This window comes from Kitasatospora sp. NEAU-69 (assembly GCF_057158765.1).
Window position 1 is genome coordinate 40,135 of sequence record NZ_JBWXUE010000006.1, and the last position, 21,939, is coordinate 62,073.

At 73.3% G+C, this 21,939-nt stretch carries 19 protein-coding genes; 14 read left to right on the forward strand and 5 right to left on the reverse strand.

The genetic code is table 11. The features are described from left to right. Nucleotides 1–77 precede the first annotated feature (77 nt). Together AC060L_RS08995 and AC060L_RS09000 are read right to left on the reverse strand one after the other, a co-directional pair. On the reverse strand, nt 78–1,586 hold the full coding sequence (locus AC060L_RS08995; RefSeq protein ID WP_483798063.1) for an MFS transporter: 1,509 nt from the start codon (nt 1,584–1,586) through the stop codon (nt 78–80). 130 nt (nt 1,587–1,716) lie between these two features. Next, a complete protein-coding gene (locus AC060L_RS09000) occupies nt 1,717–2,388 on the reverse strand; it encodes a TetR/AcrR family transcriptional regulator (protein WP_483798064.1) in 672 nt (223 codons plus the stop codon). A 273-nt stretch (nt 2,389–2,661) separates the two neighbouring features. Here AC060L_RS09000 and egtA point away from each other — a divergent pair, with 273 nt between their 5' ends. The 6 genes from egtA to AC060L_RS09030 all read left to right on the forward strand — a co-directional run bounded on the left by egtA (nt 2,662) and on the right by AC060L_RS09030 (nt 9,043). Next, complete coding sequence (egtA, locus tag AC060L_RS09005) at nt 2,662–4,023, forward strand: ergothioneine biosynthesis glutamate--cysteine ligase EgtA (RefSeq protein ID WP_483798065.1); 1,362 nt, start codon at nt 2,662–2,664, stop codon at nt 4,021–4,023. A gap of 125 nt (nt 4,024–4,148) precedes the next feature. Continuing rightward, nucleotides 4,149–5,459, forward strand: a complete 1,311-nt coding sequence (gene egtB / locus AC060L_RS09010; RefSeq protein ID WP_483798253.1) for an ergothioneine biosynthesis protein EgtB — start codon at nt 4,149–4,151, stop codon at nt 5,457–5,459. After that, entirely contained in the window at nt 5,459–6,361 is a 903-nt protein-coding gene (egtC, locus tag AC060L_RS09015) for an ergothioneine biosynthesis protein EgtC (RefSeq protein ID WP_483798066.1), read from the forward strand. Before egtB ends, egtC begins: the two co-directional genes overlap by 1 nt. After that, the gene (egtD, locus tag AC060L_RS09020; RefSeq protein WP_483798067.1) at nt 6,358–7,335 is read left to right on the forward strand and encodes an L-histidine N(alpha)-methyltransferase; all 978 of its coding nucleotides are present in this window, start codon (nt 6,358–6,360) and stop codon (nt 7,333–7,335) included. Before egtC ends, egtD begins: the two co-directional genes overlap by 4 nt. A gap of 120 nt (nt 7,336–7,455) precedes the next feature. Beyond that, nucleotides 7,456–8,061 carry a TetR/AcrR family transcriptional regulator gene (locus AC060L_RS09025; protein WP_483798068.1) on the forward strand — a complete coding sequence of 202 codons (606 nt, stop codon included), beginning with the start codon at nt 7,456–7,458 and terminating at the stop codon, nt 8,059–8,061. Between the two features lie 46 nt (nt 8,062–8,107). Beyond that, nucleotides 8,108–9,043, forward strand: a complete 936-nt coding sequence (locus tag AC060L_RS09030) for an AurF N-oxygenase family protein (RefSeq protein WP_483798069.1) — start codon at nt 8,108–8,110, stop codon at nt 9,041–9,043. A 43-nt stretch (nt 9,044–9,086) separates the two neighbouring features. Here the strand turns inward: AC060L_RS09030 and AC060L_RS09035 are convergent, their stop codons facing one another. Continuing rightward, the gene (locus AC060L_RS09035; protein WP_483798070.1) at nt 9,087–10,946 is read right to left on the reverse strand and encodes a potassium channel family protein; all 1,860 of its coding nucleotides are present in this window, start codon (nt 10,944–10,946) and stop codon (nt 9,087–9,089) included. 212 nt (nt 10,947–11,158) lie between these two features. On the opposite strand from AC060L_RS09035, the gene AC060L_RS09040 reads away from it, so the two are divergent. Genes AC060L_RS09040 through AC060L_RS09065 form a run of 6 tightly spaced genes read left to right on the forward strand, consistent with a single transcriptional unit; the run spans nt 11,159 to nt 16,830 of the window. Next, nucleotides 11,159–12,802 carry an ATP-binding protein gene (locus AC060L_RS09040; RefSeq protein ID WP_483798071.1) on the forward strand — a complete coding sequence of 548 codons (1,644 nt, stop codon included), beginning with the start codon at nt 11,159–11,161 and terminating at the stop codon, nt 12,800–12,802. Between the two features lie 58 nt (nt 12,803–12,860). Beyond that, nucleotides 12,861–13,286, forward strand: coding sequence for a roadblock/LC7 domain-containing protein (locus AC060L_RS09045; protein ID WP_483798072.1), 426 nt, complete (start codon nt 12,861–12,863; stop codon nt 13,284–13,286). Then, entirely contained in the window at nt 13,283–13,639 is a 357-nt protein-coding gene (locus AC060L_RS09050; protein ID WP_483798073.1) for a DUF742 domain-containing protein, read from the forward strand. The genes AC060L_RS09045 and AC060L_RS09050 overlap by 4 nt, the downstream gene beginning before the upstream one ends. Beyond that, a complete protein-coding gene (locus AC060L_RS09055; RefSeq protein ID WP_483798074.1) occupies nt 13,617–14,276 on the forward strand; it encodes a GTP-binding protein in 660 nt (219 codons plus the stop codon). Before AC060L_RS09050 ends, AC060L_RS09055 begins: the two co-directional genes overlap by 23 nt. Beyond that, a complete protein-coding gene (locus AC060L_RS09060) occupies nt 14,276–15,691 on the forward strand; it encodes a cytochrome P450 (protein ID WP_483798075.1) in 1,416 nt (471 codons plus the stop codon). The genes AC060L_RS09055 and AC060L_RS09060 overlap by 1 nt, the downstream gene beginning before the upstream one ends. After that, nucleotides 15,586–16,830 carry a cytochrome P450 family protein gene (locus AC060L_RS09065; RefSeq protein WP_483798254.1) on the forward strand — a complete coding sequence of 415 codons (1,245 nt, stop codon included), beginning with the start codon at nt 15,586–15,588 and terminating at the stop codon, nt 16,828–16,830. The genes AC060L_RS09060 and AC060L_RS09065 overlap by 106 nt, the downstream gene beginning before the upstream one ends. Nucleotides 16,831–16,898: 68 nt before the next feature. Here AC060L_RS09065 and AC060L_RS09070 read toward each other — a convergent pair whose 3' ends face one another. Both AC060L_RS09070 and AC060L_RS09075 read right to left on the reverse strand, forming a co-directional pair. Beyond that, nucleotides 16,899–17,621, reverse strand: a complete 723-nt coding sequence (locus AC060L_RS09070) for a polysaccharide deacetylase family protein (RefSeq protein WP_483798076.1) — start codon at nt 17,619–17,621, stop codon at nt 16,899–16,901. Then, complete coding sequence (locus AC060L_RS09075) at nt 17,618–18,736, reverse strand: MGDG synthase family glycosyltransferase (protein WP_483798077.1); 1,119 nt, start codon at nt 18,734–18,736, stop codon at nt 17,618–17,620. The genes AC060L_RS09070 and AC060L_RS09075 overlap by 4 nt, the downstream gene beginning before the upstream one ends. 691 nt (nt 18,737–19,427) lie before the next feature. On the opposite strand from AC060L_RS09075, the gene AC060L_RS09080 reads away from it, so the two are divergent. Next, nucleotides 19,428–20,105 (forward strand): response regulator transcription factor, encoded by a 678-nt coding sequence (locus AC060L_RS09080; RefSeq protein ID WP_483798078.1) that lies wholly within the window; start codon nt 19,428–19,430, stop codon nt 20,103–20,105. A gap of 79 nt (nt 20,106–20,184) precedes the next feature. After that, complete coding sequence (locus tag AC060L_RS09085) at nt 20,185–21,537, forward strand: sensor histidine kinase (protein ID WP_483798255.1); 1,353 nt, start codon at nt 20,185–20,187, stop codon at nt 21,535–21,537. Nucleotides 21,538–21,939: the final 402 nt, after the last annotated feature.

Here is a 21,939-nt window from a genome sequence, read left to right on the forward strand (position 1 = left end):
ACCCACCCCGGCCCACAACGCAGCGCGGCGCGCCCCTCGCGAGGAGGGACGCGCCGCGGGTGCTGCGGACGGATCCGTCAGTGCGCCATCACCGGCACATCGACGATCTCACCGTCGCTGCCGGCAGCGACGTGGTTGGCCTTGCCGCCCCCGTTCAGCATCAGGGAGGCGATCGCGGCCGCGATCAGCAGGATCCCGAAGGACCACGTGATCGCGGTGGCGAAGCCGTGCACCGCGCCCTGCGCGCCCACCAGCATCTGCAGCTGCTTCGGCGCCTCGTGGCTGAGCTGGTGCGACTTCGCGTAAGCGTTGCTGGCGCTGGTCGCCACCGTGCTCAGCAGTGCGACACCGATCGCGCCGCCGACCTGCTGCGAGGTGTTGACCATCGCGGAGGCGACACCGGCGTCCTGCGGGCGGACCCGGAAGGTCGCCAGGCTCATCGCCGGCATGAACGCGGTACCCATGCCCAGACCCATCAGCACCAGGCCCGGCAGGATCAGCCAGTACGAGGAGTCGATCTTGATCTGGGTGAGGATCAGCATGCCCAGCGAGGCGACCAGGAAGCCGGGGCCCATCAGGAAACGGGCCTGGACCCGGTTCATCAGGCGGGCGCCGATCTGGGTGGAGCCGGTGATCATGCCCGCGACCATCGGCAGGAACGCCACACCGGTCATGACCGGCGAGTAGCCGAGCACGTTCTGCATGTAGTACGTGAGGAACAGGAAGAGCCCGAACATCCCGATGATGGCGAGACCGAGCGAGAGGTAGGCGCCACCGCGGTTGCGGTCCAGGATGACCCGCAGCGGCAGCAGCGGGGCCTTGACCCGGCTCTCCACCGCGACGAACGAGGCCAGCAGCACGACCGCGGCCGCGAACAGGCCGAGGGTGATACCGGAGGTCCAGCCCTTCTGGGACGCCTCGGTGAAGCCGTAGACCAGCGAGACCAGGCCGCTGGAGACCAGCAGCACGCCGGGGATGTCCAGCTTGTTGCGGTTGCGCGAACCCTCGGGCTCACGGATCACCATGATCGCGCCGGTCACCGCGATGATCGCGAACGGGACGTTGATGAAGAAGGTCCAGCGCCAGTTCAGGTACTGGGTCAGCACACCACCGAGGATCAGGCCTATCGCGCCGCCACCGCCGGCGACCGCGCCGTAGATGCCGAAGGCCTTGGCCCGCTCGTTCGCCTCGGTGAACATCACGGTGAGCAGCGAGAGCGCGGCCGGCGCGAGCAGCGCGCCGAACAGGCCCTGGAGCGCGCGGGCGCCGATCAGCATGCCGGTGCTCTGCGCGGCGCCACCGAGTGCGGAGGCGAGCGCGAAGCCGATCAGGCCGGTCATGAATGTCCGGCGACGGCCCCAGAGGTCGGCGATCCGGCCGCCGAAGAGCAGCAGGCCACCGAAGGCCAGGGCGTAGGCGGTGATCACCCACTGGCGGTTGGCGTCGGAGAAGCCGAGGGTCCGCTGCGCGGACGGCAGTGCGATGTTCACGATGGTGGCGTCCAGTACCACCATCAGCTGGGCGAGGGCGATGAAGGCCAGGGCCTTCCATCGCCTCGGGTCAAGCTGTGGGACGGATTCAGACATGGGTGTACTCACCTAACGGCAGGATGCGCCATCGCGAACGGATGGGGCAGGGATCGTGCAGAAGTCTCGGGTGGAGCTCGGTGGATCGCTGGAGCTCAACGGATCGGTGGGGCGAAGGTCACGGTGGAACTCACGGGGAGTTCCGCAGGTCGTCCAGGGTCAGGGCTCGTCCCGGCAGCGCCGAGTGCGCCGGTGCACGCAGGCCGTCCAGGAAGAGGGTCAGATGGCGGTGGACGAACATGTCGAGGTCCACGCAGTCGGTGCCCGGCAGCGGGCGGGTGAGCTGGGCGAGCGCGACGAACAGGTCACCGGGCGCCACGTCCGCACGCAGCAGGCCCGCCTCCCGGGCCCGCAGCATCAGCTCGTTGATGGTCCGCTCCAGCGTGACGCGGGACTCGAACAGCTCCTCGTCCTGCTTGAGCTCGTCGTGCTGGGAGAGCACCGAGCAGAGCGCGCCGATCCGCTCGTCCGCCGCCGTGTGGACGAAGCTGCACAGCGCCTCGAACGGGTCCACGGCCTCGGCCAGCAGCAGCCGGTTGTGGACCAGGATCCGCTCCATCACCGAGAGCGCGACCTGCCGGATCAGCGTGGCACGGTCCGGGAAGTTCCGGTACAGCGTCGCGTTGCCGACCCCGGCGCGCTTGGCGATGTCGTCCAGCGGGACGTCGGCGCCCTGCTCGGAGAAGAGCTCGCGGGCGGCGAAGATGATCCGCTCACGGTTCCGGGTGGCGTCCGCCCGGAGCCGGGGCGCCGCACTGCGGGTGACCGACTCGGTCGGCAGGGTGTCCATCGCGATACCCATCACGGCGCTCCTTTCCGGGGACTGCGTCCCCACTTGCATCGACTCTACGGCAAACGGGGAAAGATCCCCCGGATATTTCCGCCCAGCCCCCTCCTTCGTCAGGTGTGAGTCGGCTCACCTCACCCGGTTGCCCGACCTGACCAGCGGGAATCCCCCTGTTACGGCCGGGTACCGGGCGCCGCCGTGTGGGCCGTCGCAGACTGGGCAAGAAGACCGGGTTGCCCTCGATCACTCAAACACGGCGCACTGACAACCCACCCTCAGGAGGACCAGGTGAACCTCGCACGGCCGTCGGGCTCCCCGCTCGACACCGAACCCCAGGCACCTCCCACGGTGACCCCGCTGACCCAGTCGTCCGCCGAGACGTACGTGGCCAGCACCTGCTTCAAGATCGGACCTCCCGGGCGGGTCGGGGTGGAACTGGAGTGGCTCGTCCACGACAGTGCCAGCCCGGACACCCCGCCCGCGCCCGAACGCGTGGCCGCCGCCCTCGACGGACTGCGGCTGCACCCGGAGGATCCACTCCTCCCGCACGGCTCCCGGCTCACCAGGGAACCAGGCGGCCAGGTCGAGCTCAGCTCCCCGGCCGCGGACGACCTCGACGGATGCGTCGAGACCACCCGGCGCGATCTGCACGCGCTGCGCAGCGCCTTCGCCGAGCGGGGCCTCACCCTCGCCGGCCACGGCACCGAACCCCACCAACGCGAGCGCCGGGTCATCCTGCGCCAGCCACGGTACCTGGCGATGGAGGAGTTCTTCGGCCGCACCGGCCCGTGGGGCAAGATCATGATGTGTGCCACCGCCTCCACCCAGGTCTGCCTGGACGCCGGCACCGCCGACCGCGGCGCGCTGGGCTTCCGCGAGCGCTGGCGCCTGGCCCACCGGCTCGGGCCGGTGCTGGTCGCCGCGTTCGCCAACTCCCCGCTGCTGGACGGCCGCCCGACCGGCTACCGGTCCACCCGGCAGGCCGTCTGGTCGCGGATGGACCCGAGCCGCACGCTCGCACCGGGCGACCCGCAGCAGAGCGCGGACCCACGCGAGGCCTGGGCCCGCTACGTGCTGGACGCCGAGGTGCTCTGCGTACGCCGGCCGGCCGGGCACACCTGGAGCGCGCCGGCCGGGCTGACCTTCCGTGACTGGCTGCGCCGGCCGGAGGCCGAGCGCCCCACGCTGGCCGACCTCGACTACCACATGACCACGCTCTTCCCGCCGGTCCGCCCGCGCGGCTACCTGGAGTTGCGGATGATCGACGCGCAGCCGGGCGACGGCTGGCTGGTGCCGGCCACCCTGACCGCCGCGCTCTTCGCCGACCCGCGCGCCGCCGAGGCCGCCGAGGCCGCGCTGGAACCGCTCACCCCGGCCGGCGGGACGGCCGGCGCCGAGCCCGGCCCGCGCGGCGCGGCCTGGACCAGGGCCGCCACCCGGGGCGTGGACGACCCGGTGCTGCGGCGGGCCGCCCTGGGCTGCTTCGCGGCCGCCGACAGCGCACTCGCCGCCCTCGGAACCGATCACCAACTCCGCTCCCGAATGGCCGAGTTCGCCGACCAGTACACCGCCAGGGGGCGATGTCCGGCCGACGACCTGCTGGAGCCCGCGGGCCGCAACCGAGCGTCTCAGGAGGACGCGCCGTGCTGAACAGCGAACCGAACACCACCACGAGCACCGCCGCGAGCACCGCGACGAACACCACCGCGAGCACCACCGGAAGCACCGCCGCGACTGCCACGTCGGAGTCGTTCGGCCGGCTCAGCGACGAGCAGCTGCGCGAGCACATCGCCGCCGAGCTGATCGCCGCCCGGGAGCGCACCGGCGGCCTGACCGACTGCGTGGACGACGGCGAACTGACCAGGCAGCACTCCAGGTTGATGTCCCCACTGGTCTGGGACCTGGCGCACATCGGCAACCAGGAGGAGCTCTGGCTGCTGCGCAACGTCGGCGGCCGCGATCCGATGCACCCGGAGATCGACCCGCTCTACGACGCCTTCGAGCACCCGCGCGCCGCCCGGCCCTCGCTGCCGCTGCTGCCGCCCGCCGAGGCCCGCGCCTACGCGCACGAGGTGCGCGGCCGGGTGCTCGACCTGCTCTCGGGCGTCCAACTCGCAGGCCAACCGCTGCTGGAGGCCGGCTTCGCGTTCGGCCTGATCGCCCAGCACGAGCAGCAGCACGACGAGACGATGCTGATCACCCACCAGCTGCGCACCGGCGCCGCCGTACTCGGCGCACCGGCCCCCGCGCCGGCCCCCGCCGGCCCGCTACCCGCCGAAGTCGTGATCCCCGCAGGGCCGTTCACCATGGGAACGGATGCCGAGCCGTGGGCACTGGACAACGAGCGGCCGGCCCACCAGGTGGATCTGCCGGCCTTCGCGATCGACACCGTGCCGGTCAGCAACGCCGACTACCAGCGCTTCATCGAGGACGGCGGCTACCGGCGGCCGCAGCTGTGGAGCCCGGCGGGCTGGGAGCACCGCTCGGCCGCCGACCTGACCGCGCCGCTGTTCTGGAGCCGGGTGGACGGCCAGTGGCTGCGCCGCCGGTTCGGCCACACCGAGCCGGTCCCGGCCGACGAGCCGGTGCTGCACGTCACCTGGTACGAGGCGGACGCGTACGCCCGCTGGGCCGGCCGGCGGCTGCCGACCGAGGCCGAGTGGGAGAAGGCGGCCCGGCACGATCCGGCGACCGGCCGCTCCCGCCGGTTCCCGTGGGGCGACGAGCCGCCGACCGCGCGGCACGCCAACCTCGGCCAGCGCCACCTCCAGCCGGCCCCGGTCGGCAGCTACCCCGACGGCGCATCGCCGTACGGGGTGCGGCAGTTGATGGGTGACGTCTGGGAGTGGACGGCCAGCGACTTCACGCCCTACCCGGGGTTCCGGGCCTGGCCCTACCGGGAGTACTCGGAGGTCTTCTTCGCGAAGCCGGGCGAGCCGGCCGAGTACAAGGTGCTGCGCGGCGGCAGCTTCGCGGTCGCACCGGTGGCCTGCCGGGGCACCTTCCGGAACTGGGACTATCCGATCCGCCGGCAGATCTTCGCCGGGTTCCGGACCGCGCGCGACATCGAGGGCGGCGCAGGCTGATGTGCCGACACCTCGCCTACCTCGGAGAGCCGGTCAGCCCGGCCGAGCTGCTGCTGGCGCCACCGTACGGGCTCTACCGGCAGTCCTGGTCGCCCCGGCTGCAGCGCTACGGGACGGTCAACGCGGACGGCTTCGGCATCGGCTGGTACGCCGACGACGACCCCCAACCCGCCCGCTATCGCCGGGCGGTGCCGATCTGGGCGGACGAGAACCTGGTAGACCTGGCCCGGGTGATCCGCACCCGGGCGCTGCTGGCCGCCGTCCGCTCGGCCACCGCCGGCACCACCGCGAGCGAGACCGCGGCCGCGCCGTACGCCGGTGAGGGCTGGCTGTTCAGTCACAACGGCGCGCTGTCCGGCTGGCCGCAGGCGGCCGGGGAGCTGGCCGAACTGCTCCCCGCCCCGGCCCTGTTGGAGCTGGAGGCGCGCTGCGACTCGGCGCTGGTCTGGGCGCTGCTGCGGCACCGGCTGCGGGCCGGCCAGGAGCCGGAGAAGGCGCTCGCACAGACCGTGCACACGGTCGCGGAGCGGACCGACGCGCGGCTGAACCTGCTGATCACCGACGGCCGGGTGATCGCCGCGACCACCTGGGGCGACACCCTCTTCTACCGGCTGGAGCTGGGCCGTTCGGTGCTGGTGGCGTCCGAGCCCGGGGACGACGGGCCCGGCTGGATCCCGGTCCCGGACCACTCGGTGCTGCTCGCCACCGCCCAGGCGGTGGCCATCCACCCGCTGGACCAGATCGCCCACGGATCCGGCACGACGGCCGACACCGTCCCGGCCGCCGCACGGTTGGCCGCCGCGGGCCCGGCCGCCACCTTCTTCGACTCGGCCGCCCCGCACTCCACCGCCCCGCACGCCACCGCCCCGCACCCCACCAGCCGAGAGGACTGCCCGCGATGACCGCCTTCGAACTCACCCGCCTGCTGCCCGCCGACCACTTCGCCCAGGCGCTGCGCGAGGACGTCCGCCGCGGCCTGACCGCGCCGGCCAAGTGGCTGCCGCCCAAGTGGTTCTACGACGCGCGGGGCAGCGAGCTGTTCGAGGAGATCACCAGACTGCCCGAGTACTACCCGACCCGCGCCGAGCGGGCCATCCTGACCGAGCGGGCCGAGGAGATCGCCGCCGCGACCGGCGCCCGCACGCTGGTCGAACTGGGCTCCGGCTCCTCGGAGAAGACCCGCCTGCTACTGGACGGGCTGCGCGCACTCGGCACCCTGGAGGCGTACGTCCCGGTGGACGTCAGCGAGAGCGCGCTGGTCGAGGCCGGGGAGCGGCTCGTCGAGGAGTACCCGGGGCTCGCCGTGCACGGCGTGGTCTCCGACTTCACGGCGAGTCTGGCGCTGCCGCGCGCGGTGAACGGGCCGCGCCTGGTGGCGTTCCTCGGCGGCACGCTCGGCAACCTGCTGCCGGCCGAGCGGGCGCAGTTCCTGGCCGCGCTGCGCGCCGAACTCGCGCCCGGCGACGCGCTGCTGCTCGGCACCGACCTGGTCAAGGACGCGAGCGTGCTGGTCGCCGCGTACGACGACGCGGCCGGGGTGACCGCCGAGTTCAACAAGAACCTGCTGAACGTGCTGGACCGCGAACTGGAGGCCGCCTTCGACCCGGAGGCCTTCGAGCATGTGGCGGTCTGGGACCCGCACCAGGAGTGGATCGAGATGCGGCTGCGCTCCACCCGGTCGCAGCAGGTGAAGATCCCGCCGCTCGACCTGGTGGTGCGGTTCGCCGAGAACGAGGAGCTGCGGACCGAGATCTCGGCGAAGTTCCGCCGGGAGACGGTCGAGCGCGAACTGGCGGCGGCCGGGTTCCGGTTGCGGCACTGGTGGACCGACCAGGAGGAGCGGTTCGGCCTCTCGCTGGCCGAGCCGGTCGCGTAGCCCCGCTCCAGCCACCCGCAGCGGGGGTCACGGCCGATCCGGCCGCGGCCCCCGCTGCCGTCGTTTCCGTTACCGTCCAGGCTCTTGCTGAAGCACTGAATCATTGCTTCACTTCTTGCCGTGGCCTACCGGAAGACCCCCGCCGTGCAAGCCCGTCTCGACGCCCAGCGCGAGACGGTGCTGACCGCCGCGACCGAGCTGCTCGCCGAACGCGGCTACGCCGCCTGCTCGGTGGCCGCCGTCGCCGAGCGGGCCGGGATCGCGACCGGCAGCGTCTACCGCTCGTTCCCGAGCAAGGCCGAGCTGGTCGCCGAGCTGTTCCGCAGCGTGGTCGGGCGCGAGGTCGCCGCGGTCCGCGACGCGGCCGAGTTCGCCGGCGACCTGCCCGCCCAGGTCGCCTCGGTGATCCGCACCTTCGCCGGCCGCTCGCTCAGCGCGCCGCGACTGGCGTACGCGCTGATGGCCGAGCCGGTGGACGCGGAGGTGGAGGCCGAGCGCCTGGTCTTCCGCCGGGCGTTCCGCGACGTGATCGCCGCGCGGATCGCCGAGGGCATCGCGGCCGGCCGACTCCCCCGGCAGGATCCGGAGTTGACCGCCGCGCTGCTGGTCGGCGGGGTCGGCGAGGCACTGGTCGGCCCGCTCGCCGACGGCGGCCGGGCCCCCGACGACCTGATTCCGGCACTGATCGCCTTCACCCTGCGCGCCCTGGGCGGGGCTCCCGCCTGACGCACCCACCCTCACCGTTGGCCCACGCCCGAACCGGAGCCGCACCGTGCGAGACCTCTCCCCCACCGCACCGGACAGAGACATACAGGCCGCACGCATACGGGCCGAACGCGAGCAGACCGCCGAACGCCTGCTCAAGGTCTCCGCCAGGCACTCCCACGACCCGCTGACCGAGATCGACTGGGACGCGCCGCTCGACCCCGACCAGTTCGCCCTGCCCGCGCACCGGGTCTCGCTCTACGGCACCCGGCTGTGGGACCGCCTCACTCCGCGCCAGCAGGCGCAGCTGAGCGTGCACCAGCTGGCCAGCGTCACCTCGGCGGGCATCTGGTTCGAGCTGATCCTGATGAACGGCCTGGTCCGGCACGTCTACGACAGCGACCTGACCACCCAGCACGCCCAGTACGCGCTGACCGAGGTGGCCGACGAGTGCCGGCACTCCACGATGTTCGCCAAGTACATCGCCAAGACCGGCTATCCGTCCGCCCGGCCCAGCAAGCGGGCCGAACGGCGCGGCCGGTTCCACCTGCTGGTCAACGACACCACGCTGACCTTCGCCGGCGCGATCTTCGTCGAGGAGTTCACCGACGCGATGCAGCGCGAGATGATCCGCGACGAGAGCCTGCAACCGCTCGCGCGCTCGGTGGCGAGGATCCACGTGATCGAGGAGGCCCGCCACATCGGCTACGCCAAGCCGGAGCTGGAGCGCCGCTGGGCCAGGATGAGCCCGACCAGGCGGGCCGTCTTCCGTCAGCTGATCGGGGTGCTGGCGTACGAAGCGGTGCTGGAGTGCGTCAATCCGCGGATCTACTCACTGGCCGGCCTCGACCCCCGCGAGGCCCGCGCGGTGGCCGAGGCCAACGCGCACTGGCGCACCGCGAAGCTGGACTGGGCGCGCAAGGCGGTCGTGTTCTTCACCGAGCTGGGCATCATCGACCGGCGCAGCGAGGCGATGTGGCGCCGCGCGGCGCTGCTGCCCTGAGCCTGCCCCTGCCCCGCCCCCACCCCTGATCCTGACCCACGGCTCAGGCGTCCGCCGACTGGACCGGCGCCGACTCGCGCTCGACGGGCTGGTGCGGCGCTGCGGTGTTCAGCCGGGCCAGCCCGCCGCGGGTCGCGGCGACCACCACCCGGTCGCCCACCCGCAGCCCGCGGCTGCGGTCGGCGTACCCCCACTGGTAACTGTCCGGCGAGCGGGCGAGCCGGATCGCCAGCACCCGCAGGCCGCCGAGCGCCTCGATCTCGTTGCGGCTCATCCCGACCAGCGCGCCGCCCTCCTCGGCGGTCAGCTCCGCGATCAGCAGCACGTGCCGAAAGACCGAGAGCGTGCCGAGCACCTCGCGTCCCATCAGCGCGGCCGCGAAGGCCGGCGCGGAGAGGTAGGAGACCGAGCGGGAGGCGACGTTGCCGAAGGTCGCGTAGACGTGCTGGGCGAAGTCGTCGTCGAAGAGCCGGACGACGGCCCGCAGGCCCTCCTGCAGTGCCCGCGCTTCGAGCACCGCCTCCAGGTTGACCGCGTCGTCGTTGGTCACCGCGACCACCGCGCGGGCGTGTTGCGCACGGGCGGTGCGCAACTGGTCGGCCAGCAGGCCGTCGCCGACCACGACCGGTATCCCGAGCGCGCGCAGCGCCGCGATCCCGCGGGCCGTCGGGTCGAGCTCCAGAGCGGCCACCGGTACGCCGAGTTCGTGGATCAGGGTGGCCACCCGAGTGCCGACGTTGCCGAGCCCGACCACGATCACATGGCCGCGCAGGCCCGCGCTCGGGCTGCGCGGCAAGCCGCGCCGCCCGGAGGCGAGCACGTCCACCATGACCGCGGTGAGCACCGGCACCAGCGCGATGCCGCTGAAGGTGACCACCACCTGGGCCATCCGCTGCCACGGCCCCCCGGTGCCGCCGGTCGGATCGTGCATCTGGTCGGGCTGCGCCGAGCCGGCCATGTCGAGCAGCGTCAGGTAGAGCGTCCAACCGAAGCTGCGGTTGAAGTACCAGACGACCGCGGCCGAGCCGAGGATCGCCGTGAAGGCCGTGGCCAGCACCAGCCGGATCCGGGCCCCGGTGAAGAAGCGCAGCGTGTCCAGCAGCCGATAGCGCAGCCGCTCCGGCAGCGGGATCCGCAACCGGGGCTCGGTCGGCAGCGTCTGGAGCACCGCCACGCCGTCCGGGGCTGCGGCCGCCGCCTCGGCCTGCTGCGGGTGGCCGCCGACCTCGATCGGGCCGCCCTCGCCGAACGCGGCGGCCAGCCGGATGAAGTCGCTGGCGGCGGGCGCGGTGTCGGGCAGCAGCCGCAGCCTGGTCAGATCCTGCCGGTCGATCCGGTCGGCCGCCACGCACAGGTGGCCGGCCCGCAGGTCGGCGTCGTGCGCGACGTAGAGGTAGCGGTCGCCGACCTGCACCGAGTTGGGCCGGGCCAGCGCGCCGTTCGCGAAGGCGGGCGCGGCGGTGGCCGAGCCGGAGAGCGCCGAGCAGTTCTTCAGCAGGTCCTGGATCTGCTCGCCGAGCCGCTGATTGAACATCCGCAGCACGATCCGGATGTCCGCGTTCAGGCCCTGCGCGGTGAGCGCCGCGTGGATGTTGGCCTGGTCGGCGCCGTCGACCAGCGCGATGCCGCGCGCCGCGCGGGCACCGGCCGCGCACAGCGCCTCCTCGGTCACCCCGCTGTACTCCAGCACGGCCGCGACGCCGGGGATCCGCTCGATCCGCGGCGCGTGGTCGCGGTCGCGTCCCGCGACGATCGCCACCACCGGGACTTCGTAGTGCTCGATCAGTTCCACGATCAGACGGTGCGCGAGTGCGTTCGTGCCGCAGACGATGTAGTGGTCCGCGAACGGGACCGGAGGTGGAGCCGCACTGACCGGAGGCACCCCCCGAGCTGCCTGTGTCATGGTCGGGATGGTACTTGCCGCAGGTGGACACGGAGCGGGCAGCACGGAAGCGCAAGATGGCCATCGATCGATTCCGGCCATCGACCTGTCGCAAAACGGGTCGTCATGTGACGTTCCGACACACCTTTCTGACATTGCGTCGTCAATCTGCTTAGATGATCCGGGCCTGCCGCTGCTGGGCCGACGAACCCTTCGTCCGTGCAAGGATCTTGATGACGTCGCATATACCGCAGACACTCGTGTGGTGTCTGGGTGCCGGACTGCTGTTGGCCCTCGCCCTCCTGCTGAGCCAGTGGCGTTCGCGCCGGGCGCTGGCCCGTGCACTGGCCGCCGCGCAGGCGGCCGTCCGAGCCCGGGACGCGGAGGCGGAACGGCTGGCCACCGTCCAGTTGCCGGCCCTCGGGCACTCCACGGTCGGGCACCCGGAGACCGGCGACCCGCTGCTGGCCGGCACCGGCTACGCGCAGCACCTGCGCTCGGTGGTCGAGCAGTTCGGCACCGCCGTCGAGCGGGCCGAGGCCCGCGCCGACCAGAACGCGAAGGCCGCGCTGAAGGGCGCGGTGCGCGCCCTCCAGGGGCTCGCGAACGAGCAGCAGGTGGCGATCTCGGAGATGCAGGAACGGCACGATCAACCGAGCGTGCTGCGCGATCTGTTGGAGATCGACCACGCCAACTCGCAGTTCGGCCGCCGGGCGCAGGCCATCGCGGTGCTCTGCGGCTCCTGGCCCGGCCGCCAGCGCAGCGCGTCCTCGTTGAGCGACGTGGTGCGCGGCTCCAAGTCCCGGATCCGCGACTACCGCCGGGTCCAGGTCCGGACCCAGGTCGAACTCGCCGTGGTCAGCCGCTCGGTGGAGCCGGTGGTGCTCGCGGTGGCCGAGCTGCTGGACAACGCGGCCCGGCACTCGCAGCCCAACACCACGGTCGAGGTCAACCTGCAGGCCGCGCACAACGGCGCCTGCATCGTGATCGACGACGCGGGCGTCGGCATGGACCCGCGCGAGGTCCAGCGGGCCGGCCAACTGCTCACCGGGCAGCGCTCGGTGGACGTCACCCGGCTCGGCGACCCGCCGCAGTTCGGCTTCGCGGTGATCGGGGTGCTGGCGGCCCGCTACGGGTTCAGCGTCTCGGTGGACACCCGCTCGCCGTACGGCGGGGTGCGCGCCGTGGTCTTCCTGCCGAGCTCACTGCTGACCCAGCTCGCGCCCGACCCGGACCTGATGCCCGCCGCCGCTCCCGCGCCGGCCGCCCCGGTGACACCGCAGCGGACGCCGCGGCCGACAGAGCAGACGGTGGTGCCCATGACGCACCCGGCGACCCAGTCGGCCCAGACGACCCAGGCGACCCCGCTGCCGCAGATGTCGCAGATGTCGCAGCTGCCACAGTCGATGACTCCCCCCGTGGCACCCCCGGCGCCGCCCTCGACCGCGCTCGCGGCGATGGCACCGGCCGCACCGGCACCGTCGCCGGCTCCGGCCGCCGCGCCGCCCGTCCGGCCGAGGCCGGCGCACGCCCGGCCGAGCAGTCCGGTCCCGGCGGCCGCCGACACGGCGGAGCACCGGTTCCCGCCCGCGGAGCCGATGGGCAGGCCCCGGACGGCCGGTGGCCTGCCGAAGCGCCGGCGCCGCGAGCCGCTCGCCGAGGCCGGTCACGAGCCGGCCCTCGACCCGGCCGTGGCCGAGGCCGCCGACGAGTGGGGCCGGGACGCCGAGTCCACCGCCCGCCGGCTCGGCGCCTTCGCCCGCGGCACCCGGGCCGGTCGTCATCCCGACCTGCCCGAGCTGCCGGAGCTGCCAGACCTGCCCGACAGCCTGCCTGAGCTGCCCGGGCTGTCCGCTCGCCCCGAGGCCCCGCACTGATTACTGTCAGCCGCCGCCCGGCTGACCCGCTGTCAGATCCCTGCTAGGAGAGCCCCCGATGAACAGCCGGCTGAACAGCCACTCGACCAACGACCTCGGCTGGATGCTCGACGACCTGCTGCTGGTTCCCGAGGCCCGGCACGCGATCCTGCTGTCGGCGGACGGCCTGCTGCGCGCGCACTCGGCGGGCATCAGCCGGGACGAGGCCGACCGACAGGCCGCGGCCCTCTCCGGCGTCCAGTCGATCAGCCGCAGCACGGCCGGATTCTGCGGTCACGAGACGACCCCGTGGCGGCAGACGCTGATCGAGTTCGCCGGCGGCTACGTCTTCCTGGTCGCGGCCGGCCCCGGCGCCTACCTGGCGGTCTCCGCCGGGGAGAACGTCGACATGGAGGCCGTGAGCTACCGGATGCAGAAGCTGGTGGACCGGCTCGGCAAGGAGCTGAGCACACCGCCCCGCCAGGACGCCGGAGCGCTGCGTTGACCGGCCCGCGGCGCGAGAAGGGCCTGGTCCGGCCGTACGTCGTGACGGACGGCCGATCCGAGCCCACCCGTAACACGTTCGACCTGGTCACGCTGGTCAGCGCGGCCCCCGACCGGCCGCTCGGCGGGCTCAGCCCGGAGCGGCGCCGGATGGTCGAACTCTGCCGGCGCGGCGCGCTCTCGCTGGCCGAGGTCGCCGCGCACCTGCGGCTGCCGGTCAGCGTCACCAAGGTGCTGCTCGGCGACCTGGTCGACAGCGGACACCTGCTCACCCGGGCCGCCGTGCCGGCCGCCCAGCTCCCCGCGTCCCAGTTGCTCCAGGAGGTGCTGGATGGTCTTCGCGCCCGGCTCTGACGCCCCGGCCGGTTTCGGCGGCCCCGGCGGCCCCGGTGGCGCCGACCCCGGCGCCTCGGTCAGCTACCTGGGCGAAGGCGTGCGAACGGCCGCCAAGCTGCTGATCACCGGCCACTTCGCGGTCGGCAAGACGACGTTCGTCGGCACCCTCTCGGAGATCGAGCCGCTGCGCACCGAGGAGCCGATGACCGAGGCGAGCGTGCTCGTCGACGACCTGACCGGTGTGCCGGAGAAGCAGACCACCACGGTCGCGATGGACTTCGGCCGTCTGACGCTCAGTCAGAGCCTGGTGCTCTACCTGTTCGGCGCCCCCGGCCAGCAGCGCTTCACCCCGCTCTGGCGGGACATGACGCTCGGCGCGCTCGGTGCGCTGGTGCTCGCCGACACCCGCCGGCTGGAGCACTCGTTCCCGGTGATGGACCTGCTGGAGGAACACGGACTGCCGTACGCGGTGGCCGTCAACACCTTCGACGGCGCACCGGAGTTCGACGAGGCCGAGCTGCGCGAAGCGCTCGACCTGCTGCCCAGCACCCCGCTGGTGACCTGCGACGCCCGTGATCCGGAGTCGGCCACCCGGGCCCTGATCGCCCTGGTCCAGTACCTGCTCAGCCGCACCCCCGCCCTGGAGTCCTCGTAATGGCGCAGTCACCGCCCCCCGGTTGCCCGGCACACCAGCCGTCGGGCAGCCGATTCCCGCTCTACGGCGAGGAGTTCGCGAAGGACCCGGCCGCGGTCTACGCATACCTGCGGCAGTTCGGCCCGCTCGCGCCGGTCGAGCTCTTCCCCGGCACCACCGCGACCCTGGCGCTCTCCTACCAGACCGCGCTGGACGTGCTGCGCAGCCCGGAGATCTTCTCCAAGGACGCGCGCCGCTGGCGAGCCCTGGCCGAGGGGCGGGTTCCGGCGGACAGCCCGGCGCTGCCGATGATGGCCTACCGCCCCAACTGCCTCTTCACCGAGGGCGAGACGCACGCCCGCCAGCGCGGCGCGATCACCGACAGCCTGGACCAGGTCGACCCCAACGCGCTGCGCGGCTACGTCGAGTACCACGCCGACCGGCTGATCGACGCGTTCGCGCAGCGCGGCGAGGCCGACCTGGTGAACGACTACGCGAAGGTCCTCCCGCTCCTCGTCTTCAACGAGCTGTACGGCTGCCCGGCCGAGGTCGGCGAGAAGCTGACGGCCGGCATGTCCAACGTCTTCGACGGGGTGGACGCCGAGCGGTCGATCGGCGAGGTGATCGGGAACCTGTCCGCACTGGTCGAGCTGAAGCGGTCCCGGCCCGGCGCGGACGTCACCAGCTGGCTGATGGCCCACCCGGCCGCGCTCGACGACGAGGAGATGCTGCACAACATGGTGCAGCTGCTCGGCGCGAGCACCGAACCGCAGCTCAACCTGATCAGCAACACACTGCGACTGCTGCTCTCCGACGACCGGTTCGCCGGTGACCTCGCGGGCGGCAGCCTGCCGGTCGAGGACGCGCTGGACGAAGTGCTCTGGAACGACCCGCCGATGGCCAACCTCGGGGTCCACTACCCGGTGCGGGACGTCGAGTTGGCCGGGGTGCTGCTGCCCGCCGGCGAGCCGGTGGTGGTCAGCTTCGCGGCCGCCAACACCGACCCGGCGCTGCAGGGCCAGTCCCGCACCGGCAACCGGGCGCACCTGGCCTGGAGCGCGGGGCCGCACGCCTGCCCGGCGCAGAACCAGGCCCGGCTGATCGCCACGGCCGCGGTCGAGCGGCTGCTCGACCGGCTGCCGGATCTCGACCTGACCAGCAGGCCGGACGAACTCGTCTGGCGCCCGGGCCCGTTCCACCGCGCGCTGGCGAGCCTGCCGGTGCGCTTCCCTCCGGCGGCGGTTGCACCTGACACTGTGTCAGCACCGCACGTAGTATCCGACGTCACCTCTGGAGGCCTCCCGTGGAACCCGACCGCTGCCCTTTCCGGATCGACCCCAGCGGAAGCGACCTCTACGCCGAGGCCCGCACCCTCTACCGCGACGCGCCGATCGCGCTGGTCGAGCTTCCTGGCGGTGTTCAGGCGTGGTCGGTAGGCAGTCAGCAGCTGCTCAAGCAGCTGCTCGCCGACCCCAGGGTCTCCAAGAACGCCCGGCAGCACTGGACCGCGTACATCAACGGTGAGATATCCGCCGACTGGCCGCTGCACATCTGGGTCTCGGTGGACAACATGTTCACCGCCTACGGCACCGACCACCGGCGGCTGCGCCGGCTGGTCGCCGGCGCGTTCACCGCCCGGCGCACCGAGGCGCTGCGCCCGCAGGTGGAGCGGATCGTCACCGACCTGCTCGACCGGCTCGCCGCCACCCCGGACGGCGCCACCGCCGACCTGCGCGAGAACTACGCGTACCCGATCCCGATCCAGGTGATCTGCGACCTGTTCGGCGTGCCGGAGGACCTGCGGGCGGGCCTGCGCACCTGTGTGGACACGATCTTCGACACCACCGTCACCGCCGAGGCCGCGCAGGCCAACGGCGAGGAGGTGTTCCGGATCCTGGGCGAGCTGGTCGAGCGCAAGCGCAAGGACCCGGCCGACGACCTGACCAGCAGCCTGATCGAGATCCGCGACGAGGAGCTGGACGGCCAGGAGCCGGACGGCCAAGAACCGGACGGCCGGCGCGCCGCGCTCAGCGAGCCGGAGCTGATCGGGACCCTGCTGCTGATGATGGGCGCCGGCCACGAGACCACCGTCAACCTGCTGGACAACGCGATCCACCTGCTGCTCAGCCACCCCGAGCAGCTGGCCCTGGTCCGCGACGGCAAGGCCTCCTGGGCCGACGTGGTCGAGGAGACGCTGCGGGTGCAGGCCCCCGTCGCCAACCTGCCGCTGCGCTACGCGGTGGAGGACATCCAGGCCGGTGACGTGCTGATCCGCAAGGGTGAGGCGATCCTGGCCGGTTACGGCGCCGCAGGCCGCGACCGGGCGGTGCACGGCGACAGTGCGGACGAGTTCGACCCGACCCGGGCCGACAAGGCCCATGTCTCCTTCGGCCACGGCGTGCACTTCTGCCTCGGCGCACCGCTGGCCCGGCTGGAGGCGGAGATCGCGCTGCCCGCGCTCTTCGCGCGGTTCCCCGAGCTGGCCCTGGCCGAGGGCGAGCTGTCCCAGGTGGAGTCGTTCATCTCCAACGGCCACCGCAGCCTGCCGGTGGTCCTGCGGCCCGCCGGACACTGATACGCAGCGGTCCGTCGGCGGGCAACCCCGCCGACGGACCGCGTCCGGCTACCAGCTCCGGCTACCGGCTATGCGGGCAGCAGCCCGTGCTCGCCGAGCGGGCCGACCTTCAGGCCCTGCTCCGCGCAGAGCTCCAGCAGCCGCGGCAGCGCGCCGAGCGTCGAGCGCCAGGCCAGCGGCGCCGAGGTGCAGTCCGAGTCGTGCAGCAGCACGGTGCCACCGGCCAGCGGCGCCCGGGTCAGCGTGCGCAGCACCGAGTCGGGGGTGGCCCGGGCCGTCCAGTCCTGGCCCCAGTGCGTCCAGAGCACGGGGTGCAGACCCTGCTCCTTCGCCGCGTACAGCGCCGAGCTGCTCAGCACGCCGTACGGCGGCCGGTACCAGCGCAGCTGCCGGCCCGTCACGTCCTCGATCAGCTCCTTCGCCCGGCGCAGGTCGGTCCGGGTGGCCCACGGCGAGCGGAGCAGCAGCGGGCGGTGGGCCCAGCCGTGCACGGCGATCTCGTGGCCGGCGTCGACCAGCTCGCGGCCCAGCCAGGGGGCCTGCGCGAGCATCCGGCCGAGCAGGAAGAACGTCGCCTTGGTCCCGGTCTTCGCCAGCTCGTCGAGGAACTTCGGGGTCGAGGCCGGGTCCGGGCCGTCGTCGAAGGTCAGCGCGACGTGGCCGGGGTCGCCGGGGCCGCTCAGCTTCGGGGCGATCAGCGGGCGGACCGGGCCGATCGAGGTCAGCGCGGGCAGGCTGTGCGCGACGGCGAGGCCGCCGGCGGCCAGCGCGAGGGTGCGACCCGTCTTCACGAGGCCACCTCCAGGATCGGTGCGGGGATGCCGCCCGCCATCGTAGCTATCACCTGCTCGGCACCGAGCGGAGCGCGCGGGCGCGGCACGCCGGCCGCCGACGCACCGGCGAGCGCCTCGACGAGCGCCGGGGCCAGCTCCTTGCGGTCGCGGATCCAGCGCGCCAGGCCCGCCTCGTCCAGCGCGGCCGCGTTGGTCACGCCGTGGCCGGGCAGGCAGCGGTAGCTGACCACCGGGACGCCACTGGCCATCGCCTCCAGCGAGGTGAGCCCGCCGGCGTTCTGCACCACCACGTCGCAGGCGCGCAGCAGCGCCGGCATGTCGTCCACCCAGCCGAGCGCGACGCCCTCGCCCGAGGCGGCGAGCCGCTCGCGCAGGGGCTCGTTGTGGCCGCAGACCGTGACCGGCGTCGCGACGCCCGATTCGGCGAGCTCGCGGTGCGTCTGCTCGACCTCGCCGACACCCCAGGAACCGGCCGTGACCAGCGCGATCGTCCCCTCCAGCGGCAGGCCGAACCGGGCCCGCAGGCGGCGCCGCTCGTCCGCCGAGCGGACCGGGCGGCAGGCCGGGCCGACCAGCGGGCCGCAGATCTCGACGTCCGCAGCGCCGTGCCGGACCGCCTGGTTGGCGGCCACCGGGTGCAGCGCGAGGTGCAGGTCGACGCCCTCGGCGACCCAGAGCGGGTGCACCGACATGTCGGTCAGGAAGGTTGCCACCGGCACGTCCAGCGCGCCGCGCTTGCGCAGCCGGCCGAGCGCCTGGCTGGCCAGCGGGTAGGTGGAGACCACGGCGCAGTCCTCGGGCCCGATCACCGCCTTGGTCCGCCGAGCGCCGGCCACCGCGCAGAGCCCGCCGACCAGCCGGGCGGAGAAGTCGTTCTTCTCCAGCGAACGGAGCAGCCAGCCCCAGGCCCACGGCGCGACCTTGAGCTCCAGCGCGTAGCTGCCGCGCAGCAGCCGACCGACGCCGCGCGGCAGCAGGTCGAGGAAGTCGTGACACTCGGCGTCGTACCCGGCGGCCCGCAGGCGGCGTACGAGCTCGCGGGCGGCACCGTCGTGACCGGCCCCCACGCTCGCGGAGACGACGGTGATCCGGCGCGGCGTTCTCGACCGCATCAGGCTCCTTCCACGGTGGGCCCGGTCCTCCGCCGGCGGCGGCGCGGCGCCCACGACGAACTGCGTCGGGCGGGTAGTGCTGGGACCGCTGGGACTGCTCGGACCGCTGGGCGCGGTGGCCATGACGGCCATGACGGCCGTGGCTGCCAGGACGACCATGGCTGCCGTGACAGCCGTGCCGGCCGCCCGCTCGACCCCGCCGGCGGGCGGGCCGCGGCGCCGGGCGCGCGGCCGGCGACGTGCGTCACACCGGGTGACGTCCGTCACAGCCGCACCGGGCCGTGGGAGCCGGTCGGGCCGGCTCCGAGATCCCTGTCGGAGCCGGCCCGGCTTCGTGGCCGGATCCGGCGTGCAGCCGGTCAGGCACGTGACCGTAGGCCATCGAGCGGGAGTCCGCATGGCGGGCGGCCGGACACCAGGTGTCCGCTCGCCGACGGCCCGGCCAACTGGCCTGACGGACCGACCTGACCCGGCGGTCCTGACGGGCCGGCCGGATCGGCCCGACCTGACGCACCATCAGACCTGACGACAAGCGTCCGACGAACCGCCGGAGCACGCCGGGCAACAGCTGCCCGGAACACCCACTGCGCGAACTGCTGGTACAGCATGGGGTGAGCTCCCTGAAGCGGAGCTGAAGAGAACTGAAGGGCTCTTCAGCAAACCCCCGGCGCGGCCTGGGATCCTGTTCGGCATGCGCGTACTGGTGGTGGAAGACGAACGGCGCCTGGCCGCGGCCCTGCAGCGGGGCCTGCAGGCCGAGGGCATGACGGTGGACGTGGCCCACGACGGGCCGCAGGGCCTCTGGCTGGCCGGCGAGCACGACTACGACGTGATCGTGCTCGACATCATGCTGCCCGGGGTGAACGGTTACCGGGTCTGCGCCCGGCTGCGCGCGGCCGGCAACGAGGCCGGGATCCTGATGCTGACCGCCAAGGACGGCGAGTACGACGAGGCCGAGGCGCTGGACACCGGCGCCGACGACTTCCTCTCCAAGCCGTTCTCCTACGTGGTGCTGGTGGCCCGGCTGCGCGCGCTGGCCCGGCGCACCGGGCGGCGCCGGCCGCAGACGCTGGAGTTCGGCGACCTGCTGATCGACCCGGCCCGGCACAACTGCACCCGGGGCGGCACCCCGATCCGGCTGACCGCGCGCGAGTTCGCGGTGCTGGAGTACCTGGCCCGGCGGGCCGGCGAGGTGGTGCCGAAGCGGGAGATCCTGGAGCAGATCTGGGACTCCGCGTTCGAGGGCGACCCGAACGTGGTCGAGGTCCACATCAGTGCGGTGCGGCGCAAGATCGACGCACCGTTCGGCCGCGCCGCGCTGGAGACCGTGCGCGGTGCGGGCTACCGGCTGGCGGCCGACGGTGGCTGATCCCGACCGCAGGACGGCGGACGCCCGGTCGGACGGCGAGGCCGCGCCCGCGGCGCCGCGCCGCCGGGGGCTGAGCCGGCTGCGGCCGAAGACGGTGCGGGCCCGGGCGACGCTCGGGGCCAGCGCCGTGGTGGCGATCGCGCTCGCGGTCGCCTCGCTCGCGCTGCTCGGCCTGCTCGACGCCAACCTGCTCCACAACGCCGAGAGCGACGCCGAGCAGCAGGCCGCCGCCGTCGCCCAGCTGGTCGACGACGGCCAACTGGCCTCGCTGCTGCCACCCACCCACGGCGCGGACTTCCTCCAGGTGGTGGACGCCGGGGGCAGGGTGCTGACCTCCAGCCAGAACCTGACCGGGCGGCCGCCGATCTCCGCACACCGCCCCACCGCCCCCGGCACCGTCTACAACACCTGGAACATCGCCCCGCTCGGCGAGGAGCACCGCCAGCGCGTCGTCCAGGTCACCACCGAGACCGAGAACGGCCTGGTCACCGTGTACGCCGGCACCTCGCTGCGGGACGCGGACGCCGCCGACTCCACCACCTCCGCAGCGCTCGCGGTCGGGGTGCCGCTGCTGCTGCTCACGGTCGCCTGGGTCACCTGGTGGGTGACCGGGCGGGCACTGCGCCCGGTGGAGGCGATCCGGGCCGAGGTCGCCGCGATCACCGACCGCGACCTGCACCGCCGGGTCCCGGTGCCGCAGACGCACGACGAGGTCGCCCGGCTGGCCGTCACGATGAACGCGACGCTGGACCGGCTGGAGTCCTCGGGCGTGCGCCAGCGCCAGTTCATCGCGGACGCCTCGCACGAGCTGCGCAGCCCGATCACCGTGCTGCGCACCCAGCTGGAGGTGGCGCTGGCGATCCCCGACCCGTCCCTGCAGCCCGAGCTGATCAGCGGCGCGCTGGAGGACACCGACCGGCTCCAGCAGCTGGCCAGCGACCTGCTGCTGCTGGCCAGGCTCGACACCGCCGAACCGGTCCGGGAGGGCCGGGTCGACCTCACCGAGCTGGTCGGCGAGGCCGTCCGCGCGCGGCGCGCCGACCGGCTGCCGGTGCACACCGAGCTGGCCCCGGACATCACCGTCAACGGCAGCGGCCTGCGGCTGACCCGGGTGGTGACCAACCTGCTGGACAACGCGCAGCGGTTCGCCGAGCAGCGGATCTCGGTGGTGCTGCGGACCGAGCCGGGGCAGCGCTGGGCGGTGCTGGAGGTCACCGACGACGGGCCGGGGATCCCGACCGCGGACCGCGAACGGGCATTCGAACGGTTCACTCGTCTCGACGACTCGCGCAGCCGCGACCACGGCGGCGCCGGCCTGGGCCTGGCGATCGCTCGTGACCTGGTCACCCACCATGGCGGCACGCTCAGCGCCGAGGACAGCGCGCTCGGCGCACGGCTGGTGGCCCGTCTTCCGCTGGTGACCGCGGTGTGACGAGCGGATAGTCTCGGCCGTCGGGCGGGGGTGTCGGATGTCCCGCCGCCCGAGGGGTTCCAGCCGAGCGGTTCCGGAAGGGGTGTCCGAGAGGTTCCGGAAGAGTTTTCAGTCATCGGCCGGATTTCCGTTATCCGAGCGACCGGGGCCGGTCTCCCAGTCGGACGGATCGGCTGACGGACGAAAGTGGGCACGGGTGGACGCGGACAGGAAGCACGGTGGACACGAGCTGAACCCGGGTGTCGAGGACACCCGGATCCAGCCGGGGATCGGCGACGGGCGGGCGGCCGCCGGCTCCGGCCGGCGCTCCGCCGGGCACCGCGCGGCGGGCGGCTCGCGGCGGCCGGCCGGCGGGGGCAGACAGGAACGCAAAGGGGGGCAGGGGGGTGCGAGGAGGGCGCC

Coding starts and splice junctions, on each gene's coding strand:
- AC060L_RS08995 (WP_483798063.1), bottom strand. CDS start 1,586: ATGTCTGAATCCGTCCCACAGCTTGACCCGAGGCGATGGAAGGCCCTG.
- AC060L_RS09000 (WP_483798064.1), bottom strand. CDS start 2,388: ATGGGTATCGCGATGGACACCCTGCCGACCGAGTCGGTCACCCGCAGT.
- egtC (WP_483798066.1), top strand. CDS start 5,459: ATGTGCCGACACCTCGCCTACCTCGGAGAGCCGGTCAGCCCGGCCGAG.
- egtD (WP_483798067.1), top strand. CDS start 6,358: ATGACCGCCTTCGAACTCACCCGCCTGCTGCCCGCCGACCACTTCGCC.
- AC060L_RS09035 (WP_483798070.1), bottom strand. CDS start 10,946: ATGACACAGGCAGCTCGGGGGGTGCCTCCGGTCAGTGCGGCTCCACCT.
- AC060L_RS09040 (WP_483798071.1), top strand. CDS start 11,159: ATGACGTCGCATATACCGCAGACACTCGTGTGGTGTCTGGGTGCCGGA.
- AC060L_RS09045 (WP_483798072.1), top strand. CDS start 12,861: ATGAACAGCCGGCTGAACAGCCACTCGACCAACGACCTCGGCTGGATG.
- AC060L_RS09055 (WP_483798074.1), top strand. CDS start 13,617: ATGGTCTTCGCGCCCGGCTCTGACGCCCCGGCCGGTTTCGGCGGCCCC.
- AC060L_RS09060 (WP_483798075.1), top strand. CDS start 14,276: ATGGCGCAGTCACCGCCCCCCGGTTGCCCGGCACACCAGCCGTCGGGC.
- AC060L_RS09075 (WP_483798077.1), bottom strand. CDS start 18,736: ATGCGGTCGAGAACGCCGCGCCGGATCACCGTCGTCTCCGCGAGCGTG.
- AC060L_RS09080 (WP_483798078.1), top strand. CDS start 19,428: ATGCGCGTACTGGTGGTGGAAGACGAACGGCGCCTGGCCGCGGCCCTG.